Origin of the sequence: Gordonia abscondita, assembly GCF_032711245.1 — a bacterium.
Taxonomy (GTDB): Bacteria; Actinomycetota; Actinomycetes; order Mycobacteriales; family Mycobacteriaceae; genus Gordonia.
In genome coordinates this window covers 3067612-3090700 of the sequence record NZ_CP128986.1, presented here as the reverse complement: position 1 = coordinate 3090700, position 23089 = coordinate 3067612, and the positions used below count along the sequence as shown (strand labels likewise).

General features: G+C 65.9%; 23 protein-coding genes and 1 tRNA gene. 5 read left to right on the top strand and 19 right to left on the bottom strand.

Annotated elements, in window-relative coordinates:
- Nucleotides 1-18: 18 nt before the first annotated feature.
- The 3 genes from polA to MP11Mi_RS14570 all read right to left on the bottom strand — a co-directional run bounded on the left by polA (nucleotide 19) and on the right by MP11Mi_RS14570 (nucleotide 3504).
- Nucleotides 19-2688, bottom strand: a complete 2670-nt coding sequence (gene polA / locus MP11Mi_RS14580; RefSeq protein WP_420042116.1) for a DNA polymerase I — start codon at nucleotides 2686-2688, stop codon at nucleotides 19-21.
- Between the two features lie 82 nt (nucleotides 2689-2770).
- Nucleotides 2771-3367 carry an ANTAR domain-containing response regulator gene (locus MP11Mi_RS14575; protein WP_420039611.1) on the bottom strand — a complete coding sequence of 199 codons (597 nt, stop codon included), beginning with the start codon at nucleotides 3365-3367 and terminating at the stop codon, nucleotides 2771-2773.
- Between the two features lie 55 nt (nucleotides 3368-3422).
- Nucleotides 3423-3504: transfer RNA gene (locus tag MP11Mi_RS14570), tRNA-Leu, on the bottom strand.
- 291 nt (nucleotides 3505-3795) lie between these two features.
- Between MP11Mi_RS14570 and MP11Mi_RS14565 the strand changes: the two genes are divergently transcribed.
- Both MP11Mi_RS14565 and MP11Mi_RS14560 read left to right on the top strand, forming a co-directional pair.
- Nucleotides 3796-5772, top strand: coding sequence for a CocE/NonD family hydrolase (locus MP11Mi_RS14565; RefSeq protein WP_420712885.1), 1977 nt, complete (start codon nucleotides 3796-3798; stop codon nucleotides 5770-5772).
- Nucleotides 5769-6488 (top strand): copper homeostasis protein CutC, encoded by a 720-nt coding sequence (locus MP11Mi_RS14560; RefSeq protein ID WP_420039609.1) that lies wholly within the window; start codon nucleotides 5769-5771, stop codon nucleotides 6486-6488. Before MP11Mi_RS14565 ends, MP11Mi_RS14560 begins: the two co-directional genes overlap by 4 nt.
- On the opposite strand, the gene MP11Mi_RS14555 is transcribed toward MP11Mi_RS14560, so the two are convergent.
- The 8 genes from MP11Mi_RS14555 to MP11Mi_RS14520 all read right to left on the bottom strand — a co-directional run bounded on the left by MP11Mi_RS14555 (nucleotide 6485) and on the right by MP11Mi_RS14520 (nucleotide 15274).
- Nucleotides 6485-6961 (bottom strand): hypothetical protein, encoded by a 477-nt coding sequence (locus MP11Mi_RS14555; protein ID WP_420039608.1) that lies wholly within the window; start codon nucleotides 6959-6961, stop codon nucleotides 6485-6487. The two genes, MP11Mi_RS14560 and MP11Mi_RS14555, sit on opposite strands and share 4 nt — an antisense overlap.
- Nucleotides 6958-7863 (bottom strand): acyl-CoA thioesterase, encoded by a 906-nt coding sequence (locus tag MP11Mi_RS14550; RefSeq protein WP_420039607.1) that lies wholly within the window; start codon nucleotides 7861-7863, stop codon nucleotides 6958-6960. The genes MP11Mi_RS14555 and MP11Mi_RS14550 overlap by 4 nt, the downstream gene beginning before the upstream one ends.
- 62 nt (nucleotides 7864-7925) lie before the next feature.
- Nucleotides 7926-9359: a pyruvate kinase gene (gene pyk, locus MP11Mi_RS14545; RefSeq protein ID WP_420039606.1), complete on the bottom strand. Its 1434-nt coding sequence runs from the start codon at nucleotides 9357-9359 to the stop codon at nucleotides 7926-7928.
- Between the two features lie 89 nt (nucleotides 9360-9448).
- Complete coding sequence (lgt, locus tag MP11Mi_RS14540; protein ID WP_420712798.1) at nucleotides 9449-11104, bottom strand: prolipoprotein diacylglyceryl transferase; 1656 nt, start codon at nucleotides 11102-11104, stop codon at nucleotides 9449-9451.
- A 66-nt stretch (nucleotides 11105-11170) separates the two neighbouring features.
- Nucleotides 11171-11971: a tryptophan synthase subunit alpha gene (gene trpA, locus MP11Mi_RS14535; RefSeq protein WP_420039604.1), complete on the bottom strand. Its 801-nt coding sequence runs from the start codon at nucleotides 11969-11971 to the stop codon at nucleotides 11171-11173.
- Nucleotides 11968-13275, bottom strand: coding sequence for a tryptophan synthase subunit beta (gene trpB / locus MP11Mi_RS14530; RefSeq protein WP_420039603.1), 1308 nt, complete (start codon nucleotides 13273-13275; stop codon nucleotides 11968-11970). Before trpB ends, trpA begins: the two co-directional genes overlap by 4 nt.
- Nucleotides 13276-13359: 84 nt before the next feature.
- Nucleotides 13360-14178 carry an indole-3-glycerol phosphate synthase TrpC gene (gene trpC, locus MP11Mi_RS14525; RefSeq protein ID WP_420039602.1) on the bottom strand — a complete coding sequence of 273 codons (819 nt, stop codon included), beginning with the start codon at nucleotides 14176-14178 and terminating at the stop codon, nucleotides 13360-13362.
- A gap of 91 nt (nucleotides 14179-14269) precedes the next feature.
- Nucleotides 14270-15274 (bottom strand): iron-containing redox enzyme family protein, encoded by a 1005-nt coding sequence (locus tag MP11Mi_RS14520; RefSeq protein ID WP_420039601.1) that lies wholly within the window; start codon nucleotides 15272-15274, stop codon nucleotides 14270-14272.
- Nucleotides 15275-15629: 355 nt separating this feature from the next.
- Between MP11Mi_RS14520 and MP11Mi_RS14515 the strand changes: the two genes are divergently transcribed.
- The 3 genes from MP11Mi_RS14515 (at nucleotide 15630) to MP11Mi_RS14505 (ending at nucleotide 16967) form a co-directional block, all read left to right on the top strand.
- Nucleotides 15630-16091, top strand: a complete 462-nt coding sequence (locus MP11Mi_RS14515; protein WP_420039600.1) for a hypothetical protein — start codon at nucleotides 15630-15632, stop codon at nucleotides 16089-16091.
- Entirely contained in the window at nucleotides 16088-16291 is a 204-nt protein-coding gene (locus tag MP11Mi_RS14510; RefSeq protein WP_420039599.1) for a CDGSH iron-sulfur domain-containing protein, read from the top strand. Before MP11Mi_RS14515 ends, MP11Mi_RS14510 begins: the two co-directional genes overlap by 4 nt.
- Before the next feature lie 151 nt (nucleotides 16292-16442).
- Nucleotides 16443-16967: a type 1 glutamine amidotransferase domain-containing protein gene (locus MP11Mi_RS14505; RefSeq protein WP_420042115.1), complete on the top strand. Its 525-nt coding sequence runs from the start codon at nucleotides 16443-16445 to the stop codon at nucleotides 16965-16967.
- 42 nt (nucleotides 16968-17009) lie between these two features.
- On the opposite strand, the gene MP11Mi_RS14500 is transcribed toward MP11Mi_RS14505, so the two are convergent.
- The 8 genes from MP11Mi_RS14500 to MP11Mi_RS14465 form a co-directional block, all read right to left on the bottom strand.
- Entirely contained in the window at nucleotides 17010-17477 is a 468-nt protein-coding gene (locus MP11Mi_RS14500) for an SRPBCC domain-containing protein (protein ID WP_420039598.1), read from the bottom strand.
- 124 nt (nucleotides 17478-17601) lie between these two features.
- Nucleotides 17602-18363: a SigB/SigF/SigG family RNA polymerase sigma factor gene (locus MP11Mi_RS14495; RefSeq protein ID WP_420039597.1), complete on the bottom strand. Its 762-nt coding sequence runs from the start codon at nucleotides 18361-18363 to the stop codon at nucleotides 17602-17604.
- A gap of 199 nt (nucleotides 18364-18562) precedes the next feature.
- On the bottom strand, nucleotides 18563-19282 hold the full coding sequence (locus MP11Mi_RS14490) for a TIGR02234 family membrane protein (protein ID WP_420039596.1): 720 nt from the start codon (nucleotides 19280-19282) through the stop codon (nucleotides 18563-18565).
- Nucleotides 19279-20802: an anthranilate synthase component I gene (locus MP11Mi_RS14485; RefSeq protein ID WP_420039595.1), complete on the bottom strand. Its 1524-nt coding sequence runs from the start codon at nucleotides 20800-20802 to the stop codon at nucleotides 19279-19281. The genes MP11Mi_RS14490 and MP11Mi_RS14485 overlap by 4 nt, the downstream gene beginning before the upstream one ends.
- Nucleotides 20799-20978 carry a tautomerase family protein gene (locus MP11Mi_RS14480; RefSeq protein WP_420039594.1) on the bottom strand — a complete coding sequence of 60 codons (180 nt, stop codon included), beginning with the start codon at nucleotides 20976-20978 and terminating at the stop codon, nucleotides 20799-20801. The genes MP11Mi_RS14485 and MP11Mi_RS14480 overlap by 4 nt, the downstream gene beginning before the upstream one ends.
- A gap of 1 nt (nucleotide 20979) precedes the next feature.
- Entirely contained in the window at nucleotides 20980-21348 is a 369-nt protein-coding gene (hisI, locus tag MP11Mi_RS14475) for a phosphoribosyl-AMP cyclohydrolase (protein ID WP_420039593.1), read from the bottom strand.
- A 34-nt stretch (nucleotides 21349-21382) separates the two neighbouring features.
- Nucleotides 21383-22243, bottom strand: a complete 861-nt coding sequence (gene hisF / locus MP11Mi_RS14470) for an imidazole glycerol phosphate synthase subunit HisF (protein ID WP_420039592.1) — start codon at nucleotides 22241-22243, stop codon at nucleotides 21383-21385.
- Nucleotides 22240-23085: an inositol monophosphatase family protein gene (locus MP11Mi_RS14465; RefSeq protein ID WP_420039591.1), complete on the bottom strand. Its 846-nt coding sequence runs from the start codon at nucleotides 23083-23085 to the stop codon at nucleotides 22240-22242. Before MP11Mi_RS14465 ends, hisF begins: the two co-directional genes overlap by 4 nt.
- Nucleotides 23086-23089 lie beyond the last annotated feature (4 nt).

Genomic DNA, 23089 nt, shown 5'->3' with positions numbered 1-23089 from the left:
CAGTCTCATGGCTACTCATCAGTGCGCGGCAGCGTCCCACGTCCGCCCGACCCCGACGGAGACCTCAAGCGGGACCGACAAGTCGATCGCCCCCGACATCTCCTCGCGGACGAGTGCTTCGATCACGTCGCGTTCGCCGGTCGCGATGTCGAGCACGAGTTCGTCATGTACCTGCAACAGCATGCGCGAACGACGCCCCTCATCGCTCAGCCGCCGTTGGACGTTGATCATCGCGACCTTGATGATGTCCGCGGCGGTCCCCTGGATCGGCGCATTGAGCGCCATCCGCTCGGCCGACTGTCTCCGCTGGAAATTGTCGGAATTCAGATCGGGAAGGTAGCGCCTGCGCCCGAAAAGCGTCGCCGTGTATTCATTGCGCCGTGCCTGCACGACGACGTCCTGCAAATAGTCACGCACCCCACCGAATCGGTCGAAGTACTGTTCCATCTGCTGTTTGGCCTCTTCCCGGCCGATACCCAACTGCGCGGCGAGGCCGTACGCGCTCAAGCCGTACGCGAGCCCGTACGACATCGCCTTGACTCGCGACCGCATCTGCGCGTCAACCTGGTCGACCGGCACGCCGAACGCGCGCGAACCGACGAAATTGTGCAGGTCCTCACCCGACCGGAACGCCTCGATCAACCCGGCGTCCTCCGAAAGGTGCGCCATGATCCGCATCTCGATCTGCGAGTAATCGGCCGTCATCAAACACTCAAAATCGGCTCCCGGCGCCACCACAAACCCACCGCGGATCTGCCGACCGGCCTCGGTCCGCACCGGGATGTTCTGCAAGTTCGGGTCCGTCGACGACAGACGACCGGTCGCCGCGACCGTCTGATTGAACGTCGTATGGATGCGCCCGTCGTCGGCAACAGCCTTCAGCAGGCCGTCGACAGTCACCTTCAGCCGAGTCGCATCCCGATGCTCCAGCAGAAACTTCAAGAACGGATGCTCAGTCTTCTCGTACAGCCCGGCGAGCGCATCGGCATCCGTCGTGTACCCGGTCTTCGTCTTCTTGGTTTTCGGCATCTCGAGCTTGTCGAACAGGATCGCCTGCAATTGCTTGGGTGAACCCAAATTGACCTGTTCACCGATCACCTCGTACGCCGACTCGGCCGCATCGCGGACACGCTGAGCGAACTCGGACTCCAGATCCGCGAAGTGGTCGACGTCGACGCCGATCCCGATCCCTTCGAGGTCGGCGAGCACGAACGCCAGCGGCAGCTCCATTTCGGTCAGCAACGCCGTCGAATCGATCCGCTCCAACTCGGTGTCGAGCGCGTCAGCGAGTTCGGCTACCGCACGCGCGGACAACATCAGCGACTCGGCGGCGCGCGCCGAATCGGCGTCGTCGTCGAGAAGCGACAGCTGTCCCCCGTCGTCCACGCTGTCGTCGGCCTTGAGCTCACGCCGCAGATACCGCAGTGCGAGATCGTCGAGATTGAAGGTGCGCTGGCCAGGCCGCACCAGGTACGCAGCGAGTGACGTGTCGGACGTGACACCTGACAGGCTCCAGCCACGACCGCGCACCGCGTGCACCGCCCACTTCACTTCGTGCACCGCTTTGACGACCGACGGGTCGGCGAGCCACGCGGCGAGCGCGGCATCGTCGTTCGCCGACATCGCAACCGGATCGATGAACGCTCCCTCGCCGTCGGCGGCGGCGATCGCCAGACCGTCGACATCCGATCCGACCACGACCGGCCGCGCGTCAACGGCGATACCCGAACGACCAGTGCGGGCATGCGCGTCGAGCCACGCGGCGACTTCGTCGGTGCCCAACCGTGCGCCGTGGACCTCCATACCTTCCTCGGCCTCGGGTTCGGTCGACGTCAGGGTCGAGAACAGACGATCGCGCAGGACCTTGAACTCGAGGTCGTCGAACAGTGCGTGGATCCGGTCGCGATCCCACGCGTGCAGCTTCAGTTCGTCCGGACCGGCCGGCAAGTCCATGTCCCGGATCATCTCGGTGAGAGTCCGGTTCATCTGCACGGACGCGAGGTTCGCGCGCAGCGAATCGCCGGTCTTGCCGCGGATCTCGTCGGCGTGGTGGAAGAGCTGTTCGAGCGAGCCGTACTCGACGATCCACTTGGTCGCAGTCTTGCCGCCGACGCCCGGGATCCCGGGTAGGTTGTCACTCTTGTCGCCGCGGAGCGCCGCGAAGTCGGGATATTGCTGCGGCGTCAGGCCGTACTTCTTCTCGACCTCTTCCGGCGTGAATCGGGTGAGGACAGAGACACCGGTCTTTGGGTATAGCACCGTGATGTTCTCGTTGACCAATTGCAACGAGTCGCGGTCGCCGGTCACCACCAAGACCCGATAGCCCGCCGCATCGGCCTGTGTCGCTAGCGTCGCGATGATGTCGTCGGCTTCGTATCCTTCAACAGCCATCACCGGAATGCCCATGGCGTCGAGCACGTCCTTGGTGATGTCGACCTGACCGCGGAACTCGTCAGGCGACTTGCTGCGTTGCGCCTTGTACTCGGGGAACATTTCGGCACGAAAAGTCTTGCGGGACACGTCGAACGCGGCGGCGACGTGCGTCGGTTCCTCGTCGCGCAGCAAGTTGATCAGCATCGACGTGAAGCCGTAGACGGCGTTGGTGTGCTGGCCGGTATTGGTCGTGAAGTTCTCCGGCGGCAGGGCGAAGTGGGCCCGATAGGCCAACGAATGCCCGTCGAGCAGCATGAGGGTCGGTCGGGTCTCGGTCTTCTTCGCTGCACTCACACGAGTGAGTCTAAGGCGTGGCTCCGACAGCCCGGTCGGCCCGTCAGCCGAGGGTCTCGACGACGACCTGCGCGACCGCCTTCATGGTGACTCGACGATCCATGGCGTTGCGCTGAATCCAGCGGAACGCATCGGGTTCGGTGAGTTCCTGCTTCGCCATGAGTAGACCCTTGGCCTGCTCGATGAGCTTGCGTGTCTCGAAACGCTCGGACATGTCGGCGACTTCGGCTTCGAGGAGCTTGAGTTCGCGGTACCGGCTCAGCGCGACTTCGATCGCTGGCACGAGATCGGCCTGAGTGAACGGTTTGACGAGGTAGGCCATCGCTCCGGCGTCGCGAGCGCGCTCGACGAACTCGCGCTGACTGAAGGCAGTCAACATGACTACCGGGGCCAACCTTTTGGATGCGATCTCGCTCGCTGCGTCGATACCGTCGCGCACCGGCATCTTGACGTCCATGATCACGAGATCAGGCAACAGCTGTTCGGTGAGTTCGACGGCCACCTGACCGTTCGGCGCTTCACCGACGACCTCGTAGCCCTCTTCGCGCAGCATCTCGATCAAGTCGAGCCGAATCAGCGAATCGTCCTCGGCGACAACGACCCGGCTCGCCTGTCGGCCGCTCGGTTTCTCGTCTGTCATCGCGTAAGTCGCTCTCGTCCTTGTCTGTCGCGGTGGCCTGTCGCGGTGGATAATGTGCCCCGGGCCGGACTCGAACCGGCACCCCTTTCGAGACCGCATTTTGAGTGCGGCGCGTCTGCCTATTTCGCCACCGGGGCTGGTGGATCAGTGCGAGGTGAAACTCTACTAGGAGTAATCCACGCGATGACAACTCGGGTCACCGGAAACGCTCACCGACGGGTGCGGCCTCTGCTCGACAGTGACTGATCGAACCCTTATGGTTACTTGAGAGTCAGATCACGAAAAGGTGTCGGCAGCGCATCGCTCGCTCCAGATCTGGCCTTTCGGGGAAGGTTTGTGAACGGGTGATCACACCATTGCGCCGGACGATCCGGCATCTGACCATCGCGCTCGTCGCGGCGACGACTCTCGTCGCGGGGGCCGGGCTCATGCCCATCTCGTCGTCCGACGCTAACGCCGACGTCTACGGCGCGCTCGGCGCGAAGTGGACGCGCACTCACGACGGTCCGCAGAAGTACTCGGGCTACACCGTGAAACCCGATGTGCCGATCCGCATGAGCGACGGAACAGTGCTGCGTTCCAATGTGATCCGTCCGACGGACCGCGCGGGCAAGACGGTCGACACCAAGTTGCCGACCATCGTGACGATGACGCCGTACACCAAGATGGTGTCCGCTCTGGCGTCCGAGGTCATGAACTACCCCGCCCTGGTCCCCCAACTCATCGATCTGCTCAACGGAATCAACGCCCGGGGAACTTTCCTGTCCGGCTACAACGAGTTGGTCGGCGCGCTCCGCGGTGGCCTGATCAACACGTTCGCGTATGACCCCCAACTAGTGAAGAGCGGTTACAACGTCGTCGTCGTCGACGTCCGCGGAACTGGCTTCTCGCAGGGCACCTGGCAAGTGTTCGGCGACCGCGAACGCAAGGACACCGTCGAAGTCGTCGACTGGGCGAAGAAGCAGACCTGGGGCAACGGGAAAGTCGGCATGTCCGGCGTCTCCTACTCTGCGATCAACCAGTTGCAGGCCGCAGCGGACAAGCCGGGTGCCCTCGACGCGATCTTCCCGGTGGTCCCGGGCGCCGACCTCATCCAAGACGTCATCGCCCCCGGCGGCGGCGTCGGCTTCGGCTTCCTCGCGCCGTGGTTGAGCCTGGTGAACGCCTCGAAGCTGATCCCGAACGTCGCCTCGATGCTCAACGGGACGTTCGACTGGCGGTGGCTCGCCGACCGGGTCAAGGATCCGCTTACCTATTTCGACGTGCTGATCGAAGCGCTGACGGCGAAGTCGCCGAAGTCGCTGCGCGGCACCACCCGACAGCTCGTGACAGCAGGCTCGGACCGGCGGAAGTCCATGTTCACCGACGTGTCGAAGGTGACGACGCCGACCTTCGCGATCGGCGGCTGGAACGACTTGTTCACCAATAGCGAGTCACGTCTGTTGAAGGGGCTGACGCAGCTCCCGAACACGAAGAAGAAGCTAGTCATGGACGACGGCTACCACATCACGTCCAGTTCGAACTTCGGCCAGAAGGGCTATCCGCCGCGCATCGACGTGCTCGCGCGTGCCTGGTACGACAAATGGCTCAAGGGGATCGACAACGGCGTCGACCGCTACTCGCCCGCGACGCTCGCGTCCGAGCCGAGCGGATGGTTCGTTCAAGGGCCCACCTACCCGCTCCCGGGGCACACCTACCAGCGGCAGTATTTGTCGGGCAGGTCGTCGGGCACCACGCGGACACCGGTCGCAGGCGACGGATCGTTGTCGGCGTCGAAGCCCGCGGCCCGAGCCACCCGGCAGGTAAAACCGGGGCTGTCGCCGTTGTGCAGTCGTGACGCGGCCCAGTCCGCGGTCGGCATCACCGCCATCTTCGATTTCTGCGGCAAGGACTCTCGGGTCTCGGAAGTCGCCGCGCAGACGTTCACGTCCGCACCGGCGAAGGTGTCGACGAGCATTAGCGGCACCCCGGTCGTCCATCTACGTCAGCGTCTCAACGCGACCGACGGCTACTGGCATGCGACGGTCAATGTCGTCTCCCCCGACGGCCGATCGACGACCGTCTCGATGGGGCAGCTGATGGTGTCGTTGCGGGCCATAGACACCGAGCGGAGTTCGTACGGCCCGAACGGTGACCTGACCGACGCGATCCCGAAACTGACAGTGTCCGACTACCGCAAGGTGAAACCCGGACAGGTTCTGAACGTCGACATCCCGATGTCGGCGACTCAGGCGAAGCTCCAACCCGGCGACCGGCTCCGCATCGACGTCTATGCGTTCAACTTCCCGAAGTCCGTCCCGCTCGGGCCGGAACTGTGGTCGTCGCAGCTACGCCCGCAATACATCGAGATCGATCCGGCACAGCCGAGTTGGGTCAACGTCCCGTTGTCGCATCCACTGCGGTGACAGCTCTGGAGATCGCCGTCCAGGCACCGGCGGGCGCGGCGGTCGCGCTCGCCGGCGGAGCCGACCGCGTCGAACTGTGTGCCGCACTCGGGGCGACCGGCGGCCTGACTCCGACGCTCAGTTCGCTCGAAGGGGCCGTCGCCGCCAACATCGGCGTCCACGTGCTGATCCGGACACGGCCGGGCGGATTCGTCTACACGCGGGCCGAGGTCACGACGATGGCGGGCGACATCGCCCACGTCGTACACGCGGGCGCATCGGGCGTAGTGATCGGCGCCCTGAACGCGGACGGCTCCGTCGACCGCGAAGCGACTGCCGAATTGATCGCCGCGGCACGGCGTGCGGGCGACGTCGATGTCACATTCCACCGGGCCCTCGACGCGGCCGCCGACCCGCTCGAGGCACTGCGGGTGCTCGCCGAACTCGGTGTCGACCGGGTGTTGACCTCTGGGGGCGCGCCGACCGCCGCGTCGGGACTCGATGTGGTGGCGACCCTCGTCGACGCCGACACCGGTGTGCAGATCATGGCGGGCGGCGGTGTCCGGCCGGACACCGTACCGGCGCTCGTAGAGATCGGCGTCGACGCCGTCCATCTGTCGGCGACGACAATCGTCGACGATCCGGGTTCGACCGGGCCGGGCGGCGGCGCTTCCCACGGTCTGGAGACGACCGATCCCACCGTCGTCGCGGCGGTACGTCGGCTGCTAGACCGCTAGGCGAACAGGTAGCCGCTCGACAGCGCCGCCGGAGTTACCACCTGGCGGTAACGGTCACCGATCCGTACGACGTAGACATCCACCACCCGGAGATCCCGGACCTCGAACTCGGCGAGACACGTCTCACCCGCCAACGCTTCGAGACGTGACAGACGGGTGACGGCAAGCGGCTCGTCACGCCCCGCCTCGCGACCGGTCGCGTCGTAGATCGTCACGGTGTCGCCGAATGCGACGGGAATCGAACCGGCGACGGCTCGGGTACCGCAGTCGACGGTGACCGCCCCAGTCGCGGTGATCGTCGACCGCTCGTGAAAGCCTTCGATCACCGCGATGGTTCCCGCGATGATCGCGACGAGTACGACGACGATGCTGGCGATCCGGATGGGCCACTTGTACCGACGCTGCCAACGCTTGGGTTTCAGCGGCGGCCCCGGAGGCAGATGGAACCGGATGTCCAACGCGTGAGCGGTCACGAGCGCGGCGGGAAGTACTTGATCAACGCCTCCTGCATGACGGACGCGGCGAGCACGCCGTCACGGGTGAAGAGGCGCCCTGACCCGATGCCCCGCGATCCTGCGGCGACCGGCGACTCCGTCGCGTACAGCAGCCACTCGTCGAACCGGAACTCGCGGTGGAACCACATCGAATGGTTGACGGTGGCCGCGAACAGACGATCGAACCCCCACGACAGGCCATGGGTGGTGATGATCGAGTCGAGGACTGTCGTGTCGGACGAGTATGCGAGCGCCGCGACGTGCAGCAGCGGGTCGTCGGGCATCGGGCCGTCGGTCTTCATCCACGCCCGATTGTGGTTCAGGTGCTCGCCGGTCCCTTTCAGTTTCCATGCGGGCGCGTTGACGAACCGGACGTCGATCGGGTGGAGCGCGTTCACGAACGCTTCGACGGTCTCCTCATAGCCTTCGAAATGCTCGCTGATCGGCGGAAGATCCTCCGGGTACGCGACCTCGGGGATGTCGACGGCGTGTTCGAGCCCGGCCGCATTGTTCTGGAAAGCGACGAGCATCGTGAAGATCACCTCGTCGTCCTGGATCGCGGTGACCTGCCGGTTGGCGAACGGCTTCCCGTCACGGAATCGGTCGACCCGGTATTCGAGGGGCTTCGTGACGTCGCCGCCGCGAACGAAATGCGCGTTCACCGCGTGGACGGGCGGCGCACCCCGCGTCAGCGTGCGGCCCGCCGCGACGATCCCCTGGCCGAGCAGCTGACCGCCGAAGGTCCGCGGGCCGACCTGCTCGGGATGCTGCCCGATGAACACGTCGTCGTCGACGCGCTCCACATCGAGCAGCTTCAGCAGGGTCTGCAAGTCGGCCGACGCTTCGGCGGCCACGGAATCTCCAGCGGTCTCGGTGCTCATAGAGCTCCACCCTATGCGACTCACGAGCCGGTGGTCCCGGTCGACCGGTGGCCGCGTCGTGCTCAGTGGTCCTGTTCGCCGATGCGGTGCACGTGGACGAAGTTCGTCGAACCGATCACCGACGCCGGGGCGCCCGCGACGATCACGACAGTGTCCCCGCGTTGCAGTCGACCGTTGGCAGTCAGGACGTCGTCGACCTGATCGATCATCGCGTCCGTGTTCTTCATCCGCGGCACCAGGATCGGGTCGGCGCCCCAGCTCAACGCGAGTTGATTTCGAGTGGCCTCCGTCGCGGTGAACGCGAGGAGAGGTGCCCGCGGGTGCAGTCGGGCGACGCGCCGCAGGGTGTCGCCGGACTCGGTGAATGTGATGATCGCCGAGGCATTGAGCCGTTCGGCGATGTCGCGAGCGGCGAACGTCACGATTCCGCGCCGGGTACGGGGGACGTGGGTCAGCTCGGGCACGTCACGGGTGCCCTCCTCGACTGCGGTAACGATGCGCGCCATGGTCCGCACCGTCTCGTTCGGGTACTTGCCGACCGACGTCTCGCCGGAGAGCATCACGGCGTCGGCGCCATCGAGAACGGCGTTGGCGACGTCGGACGCTTCGGCGCGCGTGGGCCGTGAATTCTCAATCATCGAATCGAGCATCTGAGTCGCGACGATGACCGGCTTGGCGTTCTCGCGTGCCATCTGGATGGCGCGCTTCTGCACAAGCGGCACCTGTTCGAGCGGCATCTCGACGCCGAGATCACCGCGCGCAACCATGATCGCGTCGAATGCGAGGATGATCGCTTCGAGATTGTCGATCGCTTCGGGCTTCTCTAGCTTCGCGATGACCGGGACACGGGAGCCGACCCGATCCATCACCTCGTGCACGAGTTCGATGTCAGCGGGGCTTCGGACGAACGACAGGGCAACCAGGTCGACGCCGAGCTCCAGAGCGAATTCGAGATCGGCGATATCCTTCTCCGACATCGCAGGCACCGAGATATTCATCCCGGGCATCGACAGGCCCTTATTGTTGCTGACCGTGCCACCCTCGGTGACATTGCAGACGACGTCGTTGCCGTCGATGTGATCGACTGTCAGACCGACCTTCCCGTCGTCGACGAGCAGCCGGTCACCGGGCCGAGCATCCTGGGCGAGCTGCGAGTACGTCGTCGAGACGCGATCGTGGTTGCCGATCACGTCGTCGACCGTGATCCGAATCTGCTCGCCGTCGTTCCAGTCCACCGCCCCGTTCGGGCGCCCGTTGTCCTCGAATTTGCCGAGACGGATTTTGGGGCCCTGCAGGTCGGCGAGGACGCCGACGGCGGTACCGGTATTAACACTCGCCGCACGCACCGCTTCGTAGACACCGCGGTGGTCGCTGTGCGCGCCATGGCTGAAGTTCATTCGGGCGACGTTCATTCCGCACTCCACGAGAGCGGTGATTTCTTCTTCGGTGTTGGTAGCGGGGCCCAGAGTACAAACGATCTTGGTTCGACGAGTCACCCTCCAAGGCTATCCGTCGGACGCGCACAATTCGAACCTACTGGTGCGTACCGCGAGTGGTTAACGACATGTTCGTCAACCGACGCCCATCAGGCGTCGCTCTTGCCGGATTCATCAGATTCGCTCGATCTGATCTCGATGGCGCCGAGATCGTGTCCCGAGGTCTGCTCGACGACAGCGATCTCGTCGAGATCGAGCCCGTCGAGACTCGACACGATGGTGTAACCGCGTCTAGATTCGGCCGACGTCGTGTCAGCCGGTTCTGTGTTGCCCGGTTCCGTGTCGCCCGGTTCTGTGTTGGTCGAATCTGTGTCCGGGGACTTGGACTCACCGGCCTCCGAGTCGGACACGGCGGACTCGGCACTCTCCGACGCCGCAGTCACAGAATCATCGGCCTCCGGATCGGCGGCCTCCGGCTCTTCGGCCACCGGCTCATCGCTCTCGGGCTCGGCAGGTTCAGACTCCGATGCGTCCCCTTCTGAGGCATCCCCTTCTGGGGCGTGACTGTTCGGGGTCTCCACCTCGGTCTCGTCGATCGAGTCGTCTTCGATCGGGTGAGCCCCGGCCGCAGGCTCGTCGGTCACCTCATTCTCAGCATCCCCGTCGAGTTCATCGTCCACGTCGGCCGAGTCGGCTTCGTCGTCCCCGTCGGCTTCGCTGTCGTCAGTTTCGGCCCCCACGTCGGCGTCGCTGTCCGCCCAGACCTCGTCCAGTTCGTCTGGGTCGTCGGGGGCCTCGGACTCCACGTCCTCATCCAGCTCGTCCTCATCCAGCTCGTCATCGTCCGGGTACTCATCCTCGTCGTCCAGGCCGGGCGGAACATATCCGAGGTGGCCTTCGTCGGCGAGTTGTTCGGCACGATCGGGCCAGAACATAGACAGTCCGGTCTCGCGACCACGCGGCGCCATCAGCACGTAGAGCGCCGCGCCGAGGAACACCAGCGCGGAGACCAGCACGTTGACGCGCAATCCGAGGATGTGGGTCGCCTCGTCGGTGCGCATCAGTTCGATACCGAATCGGCCGACGCAGTAGCCCGCGACGTAGATGGCGAACAGCCTGCCGTGGCCGATCTGGAATCGTTTGTCAAGGAACACCAGCAGCGCGACGACGAGCAGGTTCCACAGCAACTCGTACAGAAATGTCGGGTGGGCGACCTCGAGGACGTTTCCGTTCGAGACACCGTCTATCACGGCGATGCCGCGGCGGCCGGTGTCCGGGTCGACGCGTTCGAACAGTTCCAGGCCCCAGGGAACGGTCGTCGGCTCGCCGTAGAGTTCCTGGTTGAAGTAATTGCCTAGGCGGCCGATCGCTTGGGCCGCCAGGATCGCGGGAGCGATGGCGTCGCCGAACGACGGAAGTTTGATGCGCTTCCACCGGCAGCCGACCCATCCGCCGACAGCGCCGAACGCCACGGCGCCCCAGATGCCGAGACCGCCGTCCCACACTTGGAAGACGGCGCCGATACCTTTCCCGTTGTCCCCGAAATACCGCCACCAGTCGGTGATGACGTGGTAGATCCGCCCACCGATCAGACCGAAGGGAACCGCGATGAGCGCGACGTCGAGGACGTCGCCCGGCTGTCCGCCGCGGGCACGCCACCGGCGGTCGCTCCACCACACGGCGACGACGATGCCGACGATGATGCACAGCGCGTATGCGCGGAGGGGCAGCGGTCCGAGATTCCACACGCCTTGCGGCGGGCTCGGCAGGTAGGCGAGGACGTGTCCGGCAGTCACACGTGCCACAGTAGTGCACCGGACGAGACCTGCTCGAACGCGACGCCGCGTTCGAGACGATGCGCTACAAGATCGTCAGACTCGAGCGCGCCGGACGCCCTGTGCGAGATCATCGATCAGCGCGGCCACCGCAGGCTGACCTTCGTCGACTGCGGAGACAATCGCCGAGCCGACGATCACGCCGTCGGCGTACGCGCCGATCTCCGCGGCCTGGTCACCGTTGCGGACGCCCAGCCCGACACCGATCGGGATGTCCGAGTACTCGCGGACTCGCGCACACAGTTCGGGCGCCAGATTCGACACCGACGACCGGGCACCGGTCACGCCCATCGTCGACGCCGCGTACACGAACCCGCGGCATGCGTCGACAGTCGTCGCGATCCGCTCAGGTGTCGACGACGGCGCGACGAGATAGATGCGGTCCAGACCGTGAGCGTCGGACGCGGCATGCCATTGTTCGCCCTCCTCCGGAATCAGGTTCGGCGTGATGACGCCGACACCACCCGCTGCGGCGAGATCCCGAGAGAACGCATCGACACCGTACTTGCCGATCAGGTTCCAATAGCTCATCACCACGGGCTTGGCGCCCGCGTCGGCGACCGCTTCGGCCGCGGCGAACACGTCACGGACACGGGTGCCGCCGGCGAGCGCATGGATGGCGGCCTTCGCGATCGTCGGGCCATCCATCACCGGATCCGAGTACGGGATACCGATCTCGACGATGTCGCACCCCGCCGACACCATGGTGCGCAGCGTCTCCAACGATGTCGACAAGTCCGGGTAGCCGACCGGCATGTAGCCGATCAGCGCGCTGCGGTTCTCACTGCGGCAGGCGGCGAAGGTGTCGCCGAGGCGGCTGGCGGGTGCGGTGTTCACTGATTGTCCCCTGCGATAGAAGCGGCGTATTCGGTCTCTGACGGCGGCCTGCCGTACAGCCCGAACCATGACGCCGCCGTATCGACGTCTTTATCGCCGCGACCGGACAGGTTGACGACGACGATCGCGCCCTCGCCCAGTTCCTTGCCGAGTTCGAGCGCGCCTGCCACAGCATGCGCCGACTCAATCGCCGGAATGATGCCTTCGCGGCGGGACAGCAGCTTCAACGCGTCCATCGCCTCGGTGTCGGTGACCGGACGGTACTCGGCCCGTCCGATGTCCTTGAGGTGGGCGTGTTCGGGACCGACACCCGGATAGTCGAGACCTGCGGAGATCGAGTGCGATTCGATGGTCTGGCCGTCCTCGTCCTGCAGGAGGTACGAGTAGGCGCCCTGGAACGCTCCGGGGGTGCCACCGGTGAAGGTCGCCGCGTGGCGACCGGTCTCGACGCCGTCTCCCGCCGCTTCGAATCCGACGAGGCGTACGTCGGGGTCGTCAACGAACGGGTGGAAGATGCCGATCGCGTTCGATCCCCCACCCACGCACGCGGTGACGGCGTCGGGCAGACGTCCGGTCTTCTCCTGGATCTGACGGCGCGCTTCCATGCCGATGATCCGTTGGAAGTCGCGGACCAGCATCGGGAACGGGTGTGGACCGGCCGCGGTGCCGAAACAGTAGTACGTGTCGTCGGCGTTGGTCACCCAGTCGCGCAACGCCTCGTTGATCGCGTCCTTGAGGGTCGCCGATCCCGATTCGACAGCGACGACAGTCGCGCCGAGCAGCTGCATGCGGGCGACGTTGAGCGCCTGACGTTCGGTGTCGACTCGCCCCATGTAGATCAAACAGTCGAGGCCGAGGAGTGCGCACGCGGTGGCCGTCGCGACGCCGTGCTGGCCTGCGCCAGTCTCGGCGATGACACGCTTCTTGCCCATCCGCGCAGCGAGCAGCGCCTGCCCGAGCACGTTGTTGATCTTGTGCGAGCCCGTGTGGTTGAGGTCCTCGCGTTTGAGGAACAGGCGTGCGCCGCCCGCCAGTTCGCTGAGCCGCTCCGCCTCGTACAACGGCGACGGACGCCCAGCGTAGTCGCGCTGGAGACGATCGAGTTCGTCGAGGAACTCCCGATCGCTGCGCATCTTCTCGTACGTGGCGGTGACCTCGTCGATCACGGCCATCAAAGCTTCGGGGACGTGGCGGCCGCCGTAGACCCCCCAATGTCCGTTGTCATCGGGTCCGATCGGCGAGACGTTCGCGACGCCGTCGCTGGCCTTGGGGAATTCGGTCGGATCGGTCACGGGGTCAATCATCCTCGTCTGAGTCACGGAACGGCAATGGAATATCGGCGCGGGTCCGGTGGACGCGACCAGCGTGTCGGGCCCGGAGAACTCGAGTCAGCGTGCGGGCTTCGGGCACGACGGGTGTGCGCCCGCCGCCACCAAGTCCGAGACCGCGCTGCGCGGGTCGCCGGACGTCACGAGACCTTCACCGACCAAGACTGCGTCGGCGCCCGCTCCCGCGTACGCGAGCAGATCGGCGGTGCTGCGAACACCGGACTCGGCGACGCGCACGATGTCGGACGGCAGACCCGGCACGATCGACGAGAACACGTCGCGGTCGACCTGCAGGGTCTTGAGGTCACGGGCGTTAACACCGACGACAGTGGCGCCCGCTTCGAGTGCGCGATCGGCTTCGGCTTCGGTGTGGACCTCGACCAGCGCCGTCATTCCGAGGGACTCGGTGCGGTCGAGCAGCGAGGTGAGTGCCTTCTGTTCCAGGGCCGCGACGATCAGCAGGATCACGTCGGCTCCGTGGGCGCGCGCCTCGTGGATCTGGTAGGGGCCGACGATGAAGTCCTTGCGAAGCACCGGGATATCGACGGCGGCGCGGACCGCGTCGAGGTCGGCGAGCGACCCCTTGAACCGTCGTTCCTCGGTGAGCACGCTGATGACACGCGCTCCCCCAGCCTCGTACGCTCTCGCGAGTTCCGCCGGGTCCGCGATGTTCGACAGCTGCCCCTTCGACGGGCTCGCCCGCTTGACCTCGGCGATCACCGCGATGTCCGGCTGCCGCAGTGCGGCGGCCGCGTCACGGGGTTCGGGAGCCTTGGCCGCGAGCTCTTTCACGGTAGCGAGATCGAGGACAGCTTCGCGCGCAGCGACATCCGCCTTGACCCCGTCGATGATGGAATCGAGCACTGACTGTTCGCTCACTGCGACGCCCCTTTCTCGCGCTGTGCCTCAAGAGTAGGCAAGCCGTTCGCACGGCCACTGTCCGGGGTGTGTACGCATCGAACGTGTGCGGTCAGACCCCCGTCAGCGAGGCACCGGAGTGCCATGCGTCAAGGAGCGCGGACTCGAGGCGATCCTCCACGACTTGCAGGGCAGCGATCCCGAACAGCACGTCACCTTCAAGGGATGGGTCGTCGGCAAGCAGCGGCGCGACCACCTGATGGCGCATCACCAATTCGTGGACGGCGTCGGCCTCGACATGCTCGCGATAGAACCGTCGGGCCTCCTCGGGCGCGTCGATCCGCTCCAGCCCGGCGAGCAGTCGGGCCGATCCGAGCGGCGATGTCATTTCGGTCGCAGCGAAGTGTCCGACGGTCGCGCCTCGGCGGGAACGACGGAGCCCGAGACAGGACATCAGGTTCACCGGCGCAAGCGCGACTGCGGGAGCCGTCGACAGATATCCGAGGTACGCATCGTTCAACCCCACCGACGACAAGAGGTCCGCGAACAGGACCTGGTGGACACGGTCACCGTGACCCGCTCCATACTCATCGAACTCGACCGCGACGAAAGCTGCCTTGGACTGCCCGCGCAGACGAGGGATCGCCCAGGCGTGCGGGTCGGCCTCCTTCAGGTGATAGAGCGATCGTGCGGCGAAATAGTCGGCGAACTCGCTCTCGGTCCCATGCCTGCGCAAGAACTCGGACGCGCCCGTCGGCACTGAACTCGCGAGCGCACCGAGTTCCGCGTCAGCGGTTCGGCCCTCCGTCGACGGTGGGCATTCCTGCTCGATGGCATCGAGGTACGCGTCTTCGAGGTGGACGCGCGCCGCGATGACAACCGGGTCCCATTCGCAGTCGCGGCCCGCGTCGCCCCAGCCCCGATAGTGCAGTTCGTGGCACACAGTCAAGGCGAGTTGGACGTCGTCGCTCCAGGGGTCGACGTCGTTCGGCACACGAATGCGCGACGGCGCGTGCGCGGCATCCGCTCGCACCGCACCGATGATCTCCGCGGACACCGGCCCGCGCGGATCGGGCAGAAGCGCTTGGCCGATCCGCGACGCCGACGCTCCGACCATCACTGGCCACCTGACTTTCCTCGGACACCGCATTGCGCCTTCATGGGTCTCGGTTACCCCAGCGCAATGGCGTTCAAACGTCGTTGCGTCCGGCACGCAGGGTTCACATTTCGCGAGATGGGTACTCGACGTCAGCGACGCCGGACACCGTGGACGGCGTGGCCACACGTTTCGGCACGACTTGGAGGTCCACTCATGAACTGGCGAACACTCGTCTCATCCGCCCCGATCCGAACGCCGCAGCACCTGCGGCCCATAGGCCACTCGTGGGACCACGTCTGCCACGTCGGCTCCCGCGGGCGGAACGGCTGACACATGCCTGTCCCCCTCGCATTGCCCGGAACCGCCCCGTCTGGTGGCCGCGACTCGACAGCGGGCCGCCCACGTGGGCGTGGAACTGTACGTCGTTCACGCCGATCTGGCCGGGATCGACGTTGCCGACTTCGACCTGATCACCTGCAACCCGCCTTATGTGCCGACGCCGCCGGGCAGTGCGAATTCCGCGGACGGACCGAGTTGGGCGTGGAACGCGGGGTCCGACGGTCGCGCCGTCCTCGACGTGCTGTGTGCCGTCGGCCCCGGTCTACTCGCGTCCGGGGGCACGATGCTTATCGTGCAGAGTGAGCTCGCCGATGTGCCGCGTTCGCTCTGCGCCTTGCACGCGGCCGGACTGCGCTCGACAGTGGTGCGCGACCGCGCGATCCCGTTCGGCCGGGTCATGACGTCGCGGCGCAGCCGCCTCATCACCGCGGGCCTGTTGGATCCGCGCGCGGACACCGAGTCGATCGCGGTGATCCGCAGTGAGGATCCCCGGTGACTGACGACGGGCCGCGGCGGGTCCGAGTCGTCAAGAAGGGGCCGATCCTCGTCGAAGGCCCGGTGGACGTCGAGCGGCCCGACGGATCACTCGTCCACTGTGACCGGTTCCAGGTCGCGATCTGCGCGTGTGGGCTCAGCGCGAACGCACCGCTGTGTGATGCGAGCCATCGCCGCCTACTACGACCTCGACCGCGGTGACCCGCCCGACGTTTACCCCACCGACTGCCCTGCACACGTCCTCAGTGCACGGACACGATAGCGAAGGAGAAGACGATGAACGATGAACGATGATCGCACACGTTCTGGCGCGACGACGCGTGGAGGCTCGACCGGTCGGCCGCTCGCCGGAATGACGGTCGCGATTCTCGCTGCTGACGGCGTGGAACAGGTCGAGTTGACTGCGCCGCGCGACGCCGTCGAGGAAGCCGGGGCGACCACTGTGCTGGTATCGCTGCGACCAGGCGAAGTTCAGGCGATGAACGGCGATGTGGAGGTCGCCGACCGATTCCGAGTCGATCGTGTGGTCGCCGATGTCGCGGTAACCGACTTCGACGGGCTCCTGCTGCCCGGCGGCACGACCAATCCCGACAAGCTCCGGCAAGATGCGCACGCGGTCGACTTCGTCCGCGGCTGCATGCACGCCGACCTGCCGGTCGGGGTGATCTGTCACGGCCCCTGGACCCTGGTGGAAGCCGACGTGGTTCGAGGACGCACGTTAACCGGGTATCCGAGTGTTCGCACCGACATCAAGAATGCGGGCGGCACAGTCGTCGACGGCGAGGTCGTCGTCGACAGGTCATTGGTGTCGAGTCGGAACCCCGGCGACCTGCCCGCGTTCTGCGAGAAGGTCGTCGAGGTGTTCGCCGCGGGGTAGCCGCGCCACGGCTCGCCGACTCGGCGCCGACAGTCGGCGGGCTCAGTCGGTCGCCGACTCGGCCGCCAGTTTGGACAAGGTGTCCTCCAGCTGAGATTCAGTCACGAGCGGGAACTTGACCTTGGCCAGGAGGTCTTTGTCGGTGACTCGCGACCAGTCGTAAGTGTGCCGGACCAGTGTGCTGTCCGGTCCTTGCGATTCGAGTTCCCACACCCATTCCCAACCGGGAGGCTCGGTGCCAGCGGGCGCCGTCTGCCACGCCAGGAGTTTGTCTTTGGCGTAGCCCGTCACATGGTTGTCTGTCTGGTATTCGCCGCCCATGTGCGGGCCCTCCATGTTCATGGTGAATACCTGCCCGACCCGTTGGATGCGGTCGGCGTGGTCGACGCTGCGAACGTATCCCGACCCGTCCAACCGCTGGTGTCGTTCCGGGTTGCTGAGCACGTCGAAAACGTGGTCGACCGGAGCCTCGATGACGCGCTGCACTGTGACATTCGTTTGATCGCTCATCACTCCACCGTGCCGAAAGCCGACGGCGCTGGCAACCCCGAACACCGGCCACCGGAGAGACCGACACAGCAGATTCGACCAAACCCGGACACCGATGCGCCGACCCGATACGCCGAGGTAACGCTCACGCCGTGGCGGCGAGTTCGGCCTGTAGATCGTCGATCGACCGTCGAAGTAGCCGGGAGACGTGCATCTGAGACAGACCCATACGCTTGGCGATCGCACTCTGCGACAAATCCTCGAAGTACCGGAGGCCAATGATTTTCCGCTCACGAGGGCGGAGGTGAGCAAGGGCGGGGCGAAGCGTCTGCGCATCGTTCACAAGGTCGTAGTGTGAGTCCTCGCGTCCTATCCGCTCGCTCGTCGGCCGGTCGTCGGCACCGGCCGACGGACTGTCGAGCGACACCGTGACCGTAGCGGCCGCGGCACGTCGCGCCTCGTCGACCTCCCAGAGGTCGACACCCAACTCGGTGGCCAGTTCGCGTCGCGTCGGCATCCTGCCGAGGACCTGCGTCATCGGCCCCTCGCTGTCGCGTAGCTGCAGCGCGAGGTCTTTCAGTCGGCGCGGGGCCCGGAGCATCGCGGTGCGATCGCGAAAATGCCTGCGCACTTCCCCCATCACGGTCGGCACTGCGAACGAGAGGAAGTCGGCGCCGCGGGAGGGCTCGAACCGATCGACGGCCTGCACCAACCCGAGGCGCGCGATCTGCACGAGATCGTCTCGGCTCTCGCCCCTCCCCGCGAACTTCTGCGCGATGTGCTCGGCGAGCGGAAGGCTAGCCACGACTGCTTCGTCTCGCAGCGTGTCGCGGCGTTGGTCGCCAGACCGTAAGAACTCACGCTCGATCAGCAGAGTCCGTACGTGGTCGTACTCGTCATTCGTCATTCCGGAGTCCCTTCTACGTCGACCGCACGGAAGATGACGCTCGCGGCGTCACTCTTGCAGTGCGGCGATGCGAATGCCTGGACACTGCCAAAGCGTCACTGTGGTCGGCATAGGAACTCGGCTGGTGGTTGAACCGAGTGACCTCGACGCTACTCGCTACCCTGCCCGCTGGCCAGGGACGTGGAACCAGGCGAGGGGGCTACGGACGTTCGTCGGTGGGATCCACTCCGTTGTCCAACGAGTCCCACATGAGACGCTCGTTGCCGTCCGACTCCGTCTCCTCGCCTCGGGCTGCGCGTTCACGTTCGGCGAACACCTTCTTCTCAAGCTCCTCACGGCGTGCAGCAGGCGACGTGTATTTCGACGACATCCGACCCGCCGCCGCGCCACGCATCATGAGGACTGCGGCGATCGCCGCGCACACCGCGCCGACGATCAACAGGTACCCCGGTGTGTTAGACGTCAAGATCACCCGGACGTCGTACTTCGGATCCAGATCGATGGCGTCGGCCGCGAACATGTTGTTCTGGCCATTATTGATCAGCGAGATCGCGGGGACCGCCGAGAGGACAGCCGCGAGCGCGAGGATGAGCGCGACGAGCCGCAGCAGCCAGCCACTCACCGCGAACTGGGCGACGATGCCCGCGACGAACAGCAGCGCGACGGCCACGAGCCACGGGCTCCAATCCGAACCGTCGACGTCGAAGCTGCGCGGGACTCCGAGCCCGTCCTCGGCGACGACCTCCGCCCATCGCATCCGCGACACAGTCCACAGGATGATCGCGGCGATCGCCAGCAACAGCCCCGCGATCCCCTGCCTACGGCGGCCGACCGACTTCGTCGCCCCGCCGCTCGCTGGCGCCTCGGTGCGGTCAGGCGCCTCAGGGGTTTCGGCGTCAGTGTGCTCGCTGTCGGTCATGCCCGATCCTCTCCGCCGACCCTGGTCAAGGTGCCGGCTGCGGCGACCGCGTTGAGGACCGCCGTCGCCTTGTTGCGTGCCTCATTGAACTCGTATTCGGCGTCGCTGTCAGCGACGACGCCGCCGCCGGCCTGGACATAAGCCGTACCGCCGGACATGAGTGCGGTGCGGATGGCGATCGCGGTGTCGGCGTCGCCCGCGAAGTCGAGATAGCCGACGATACCGCCGTACAGACCACGCCGCGTCACCTCGTGCTCTTCGATGATCTGCATCGCCCGAACCTTCGGCGCGCCAGTCAACGTCCCCGCCGGGAAGCACGCGGTGACCGCGTCGAGCGCCTGCTTGCCGTCCCGGAGACGACCCGACACGGTCGACACCAGGTGCATCACGTGGCTGTAGCGTTCAACCCGACGATAATCGGTGACCCGGACCGTGCCAGGCTCACACACCCGCCCCAGATCGTTGCGGCCGAGGTCGACGAGCATCAAGTGCTCAGAGTTCTCCTTCTCGTCCTCAAGCAACCCCTTCGCGAGAAGCTGGTCCTCCTCCTCAGTGGAACCACGCCAACGAGTCCCCGCGATCGGATGCGTCGTCGCCACCCCTTCGGCGACAGTGACGAGAGCCTCCGGCGACGACCCGACGATCGTGAACGGATCGCGCTCGACGCCGGGGACCCGCACGAGATACATGTACGGGCTCGGGTTCGAAGCGCGCAGCACTCGATACACGTCGACCGGATCGGCGTCGGTGTCAACGGCGAACCGCTGCGACGGCACCACCTGGAATGCCTCCCCGGCCTCGATCGCCCCGACGACGTCATCGACGATCCGCGAATACTCGTCGAGCGTGCGCTGCGAGGTGTAGTCGGGGGCTGGCCGGTCGAACGTCGAGACCGTCGACGCTGCTGGCGCGGCCAACGCCGCCGTCATCACATCGAGCCGACCTACCGCATCCTCATACGCCTGCTCGGCCCGCTCATCCGAACCGTCCCAATTGATCGCATTGGCAATCAGCGTGATGGTGCCCTCGTGGTGGTCGAACGCGGCCAGCTCAGAGGTCAGCAACCAGAACATGTCCGGCAAACCGAGATCGTCGTCAGTGAGCGACGGCAGACGTTCCAGTCGTCGAACGAAGTCGTACGCCATGAAACCGACGAAACCACCGGTCAGCGGCGGCATGTCGGCGAACGCCTCAGTCTGCAAGAGGCGGAGCGACTCCGCGAGAGCCGCCAGCGGATCGCCGCCGACGGGCGCACCCGCCGGGACAGTCCCCCACCAGTGAGCCTGATCGTCGACGACCGTCAGACCCGACGAACCCGAGCCGATGAACGACCACCGCGACCACGACTGCCCGTTAGGCGCCGACTCCAGCAGGAACGTACCGTCCCGATCACCTGCCAGTTTGCGGTAGGCCGACAGCGGAGTCTCCGAGTCGGCCAGTACCTTCCGAGTAACCGGGACCACCCGATGCTCGCCTGCCAGGTCGAGGAACTCCGCCAGCGAAGTGGTGTGCGCGCTCATCCGAGAGATTCCCCGCCGACGCCCCACTGACTCCGCGGAATCTCAGTGATCGTCACCCACACCGAGTCGGGATTCTTACCGGTCGCCTTGGCATACGCCTCCGTCACCGCCGCTATCGTCTCGCGTTTGACGGTGTCCGACAAACCTTCGGTCTGCGAGATCTGGATCAACGGCATGTCAACGCCTTTCGTCGTCGGAGACCGAGTCGGCGAAAGTTAGCGACTCGGTGTCGAAACAGCTGTGGTTACCGGTGTGACAAGCGGGACCGACCTGGTCGACGACGAGCAGCAGTGCGTCGCCGTCGCAGTCGAGGCGCACATCGTGCACGAACTGGGTGTGGCCGCTGGTCTCGCCCTTCACCCAGTACTCCTGTCGAGACCGCGAAAAGTACGTGCCTCGACGGGTAGCGAGCGTGCGTTCGAGCGCCTCATCATCCATCCACGCCATCATCAGGACAACGCCGGTCTCGCGTTCCTGCGCGATAGCCGCGAACAGGCCGTCCGGACCACGTTTGAGTCGCGCCGCGAGCGCTGCGGGCAGTGCCATGGGAAGCTCCTTGGTCGAGAAAAGTATGGGACCGTCAACGGACGGTGATATCGGCTGCCCGCATCGCGGCCTTGACCTGACCGATGGCGAGGTCACCGAAGTGGAATACCGACGCGGCCAGAACAGCGTCGGCACCCGCATGCACCGCGGGCGCGAAATCATCCACCTTGCCAGCGCCGCCGGATGCGATGACAGGAATCGAGACAACGGCACGGACCGCACGGATCATCGCCAAATCGAAACCGTCCCTAGTACCGTCGGCGTCCATCGAGTTGAGCAAGATCTCGCCGACCCCCAGCTCCGCGCCACGCGCAGCCCATTCGACGGCGTCGATGCCGGTCCCGCGTCGACCACCATGAGTAGTGACCTCCCAGCCGGACGGCGTACCCGCTCCGCTCCCGGCGCCGTCCAAACCAGGCCCGCTCGCTCCGCTCCCGGCGCCGTCCGAACCAGGCCCGCTCGCTCCGCTCCCGGCGCCGTCCGAACCAGGCACCGTCCGCGCATCGACCGACAGGACTATGCACTGCGAGCCGAACCGGCGGCTCATCTCGCCGAGCACCTCGGGACGCGCGATCGCCGCAGTATTGACGCTGACCTTGTCCGCGCCCGCCCGCAACATCGTGTCCACATCGTCGACAGTGCGGATACCGCCCCCGACAGTCAACGGGATAAAAATCTGGTCGGCGGTCCGGCGGACCACATCGATCATCGTCGACCGGCCCGAACTCGACGCCGTCACATCGAGGAACGTCAGCTCATCCGCACCCTCCGCGTCGTACCGCGCGGCGAGCTCCACCGGGTCGCCAGCGTCCCGCAGATTCGCGAAGTTGACGCCCTTCACCACTCGGCCGTCGTCGACGTCCAGACAGGGGATGACACGCACCGCCACACTCACTGATCCACCTTGCTTTCGATCGTGTCGTCTCCGGCCACCCCGCTGTCGGCGATAACCTGAAGTAGTTCTGCATGAAGCCGCGGGTCGCCAGCGACAAGCGACGCCGAACCGACCCGCCACGGCAACCCGTGCACGTCAGTCGCCACGCCGCCCGCGGCCCGTACTAGCGCGGTGCCCGCCGCGTTGTCCCACGCGTGATAGCTGAACGACACCGCGCCGCCGAAGATTCCCGCAGCCACGTACGCCATGTCGGTGCCGGTCGAACCCGTCATCCGCAAGCGGCGCGCCCGGTGACTCAACGCCGAGTACAGCGCCGCCCGACCGGCCCCCGGATACCGTCCGCCCGACCGTACGTTGAACGCGCCGCAGCCGATGACCGCCGACGACAACGGTGCAGGTTCAAGGCTCGGAGCCCGCTCCCCGTTCACAGTGAACGACTGCCCGACGATCCCCGCGTAATGCTGGTTCAGCAACGGCAGCCGGGTGATACCGAGGACAGGGTCACCGTCGACGGCGAGAGAAAGTAGCATCGCGGCCACCGGCAAACCGACCGAATAATTGAAGGTGCCGTCGATCGGGTCGAGAATCCAGACCGGACCCGAGTCGGCGGCCGGGCCGCCATACTCCTCGCCGTGAACCCCGATTCCCGTCTCGTCGGCGAGTTCCGCCCCGATCCGACGCTCCAACGACAGGTCGACGTCCGTCGCGAAGTCATCGCCCTTCTTACGCACCGAACTCGGCGCGCCGAGACCGTCAACGAACTCGCCGACCACCGAGTCGAGGATGCCGTCGGCGACGGCGAGCAGACGCGGCAAGTCAAAGTCGGCTGCGGAAGCGGGCACGATG

Bases quoted from the DNA above. Each gene is read 5' to 3' on its own strand.
- polA (WP_420042116.1), bottom strand. From the start codon at position 2,688: ATGCTGCTCGACGGGCATTCGTTGGCCTATCGGGCCCACTTCGCCCTG.
- MP11Mi_RS14575 (WP_420039611.1), bottom strand. From the start codon at position 3,367: ATGACAGACGAGAAACCGAGCGGCCGACAGGCGAGCCGGGTCGTTGTC.
- MP11Mi_RS14565 (WP_420712885.1), top strand. From the start codon at position 3,796: ATGCCCATCTCGTCGTCCGACGCTAACGCCGACGTCTACGGCGCGCTC.
- MP11Mi_RS14550 (WP_420039607.1), bottom strand. From the start codon at position 7,863: ATGAGCACCGAGACCGCTGGAGATTCCGTGGCCGCCGAAGCGTCGGCC.
- trpB (WP_420039603.1), bottom strand. From the start codon at position 13,275: ATGATTGACCCCGTGACCGATCCGACCGAATTCCCCAAGGCCAGCGAC.
- MP11Mi_RS14520 (WP_420039601.1), bottom strand. From the start codon at position 15,274: ATGGTCGGAGCGTCGGCGTCGCGGATCGGCCAAGCGCTTCTGCCCGAT.
- MP11Mi_RS14505 (WP_420042115.1), top strand. From the start codon at position 16,443: ATGACGGTCGCGATTCTCGCTGCTGACGGCGTGGAACAGGTCGAGTTG.
- MP11Mi_RS14500 (WP_420039598.1), bottom strand. From the start codon at position 17,477: ATGAGCGATCAAACGAATGTCACAGTGCAGCGCGTCATCGAGGCTCCG.
- MP11Mi_RS14495 (WP_420039597.1), bottom strand. From the start codon at position 18,363: ATGACGAATGACGAGTACGACCACGTACGGACTCTGCTGATCGAGCGT.
- MP11Mi_RS14490 (WP_420039596.1), bottom strand. From the start codon at position 19,282: ATGACCGACAGCGAGCACACTGACGCCGAAACCCCTGAGGCGCCTGAC.
- MP11Mi_RS14485 (WP_420039595.1), bottom strand. From the start codon at position 20,802: ATGAGCGCGCACACCACTTCGCTGGCGGAGTTCCTCGACCTGGCAGGC.
- MP11Mi_RS14480 (WP_420039594.1), bottom strand. From the start codon at position 20,978: ATGCCGTTGATCCAGATCTCGCAGACCGAAGGTTTGTCGGACACCGTC.
- hisI (WP_420039593.1), bottom strand. From the start codon at position 21,348: ATGGCACTGCCCGCAGCGCTCGCGGCGCGACTCAAACGTGGTCCGGAC.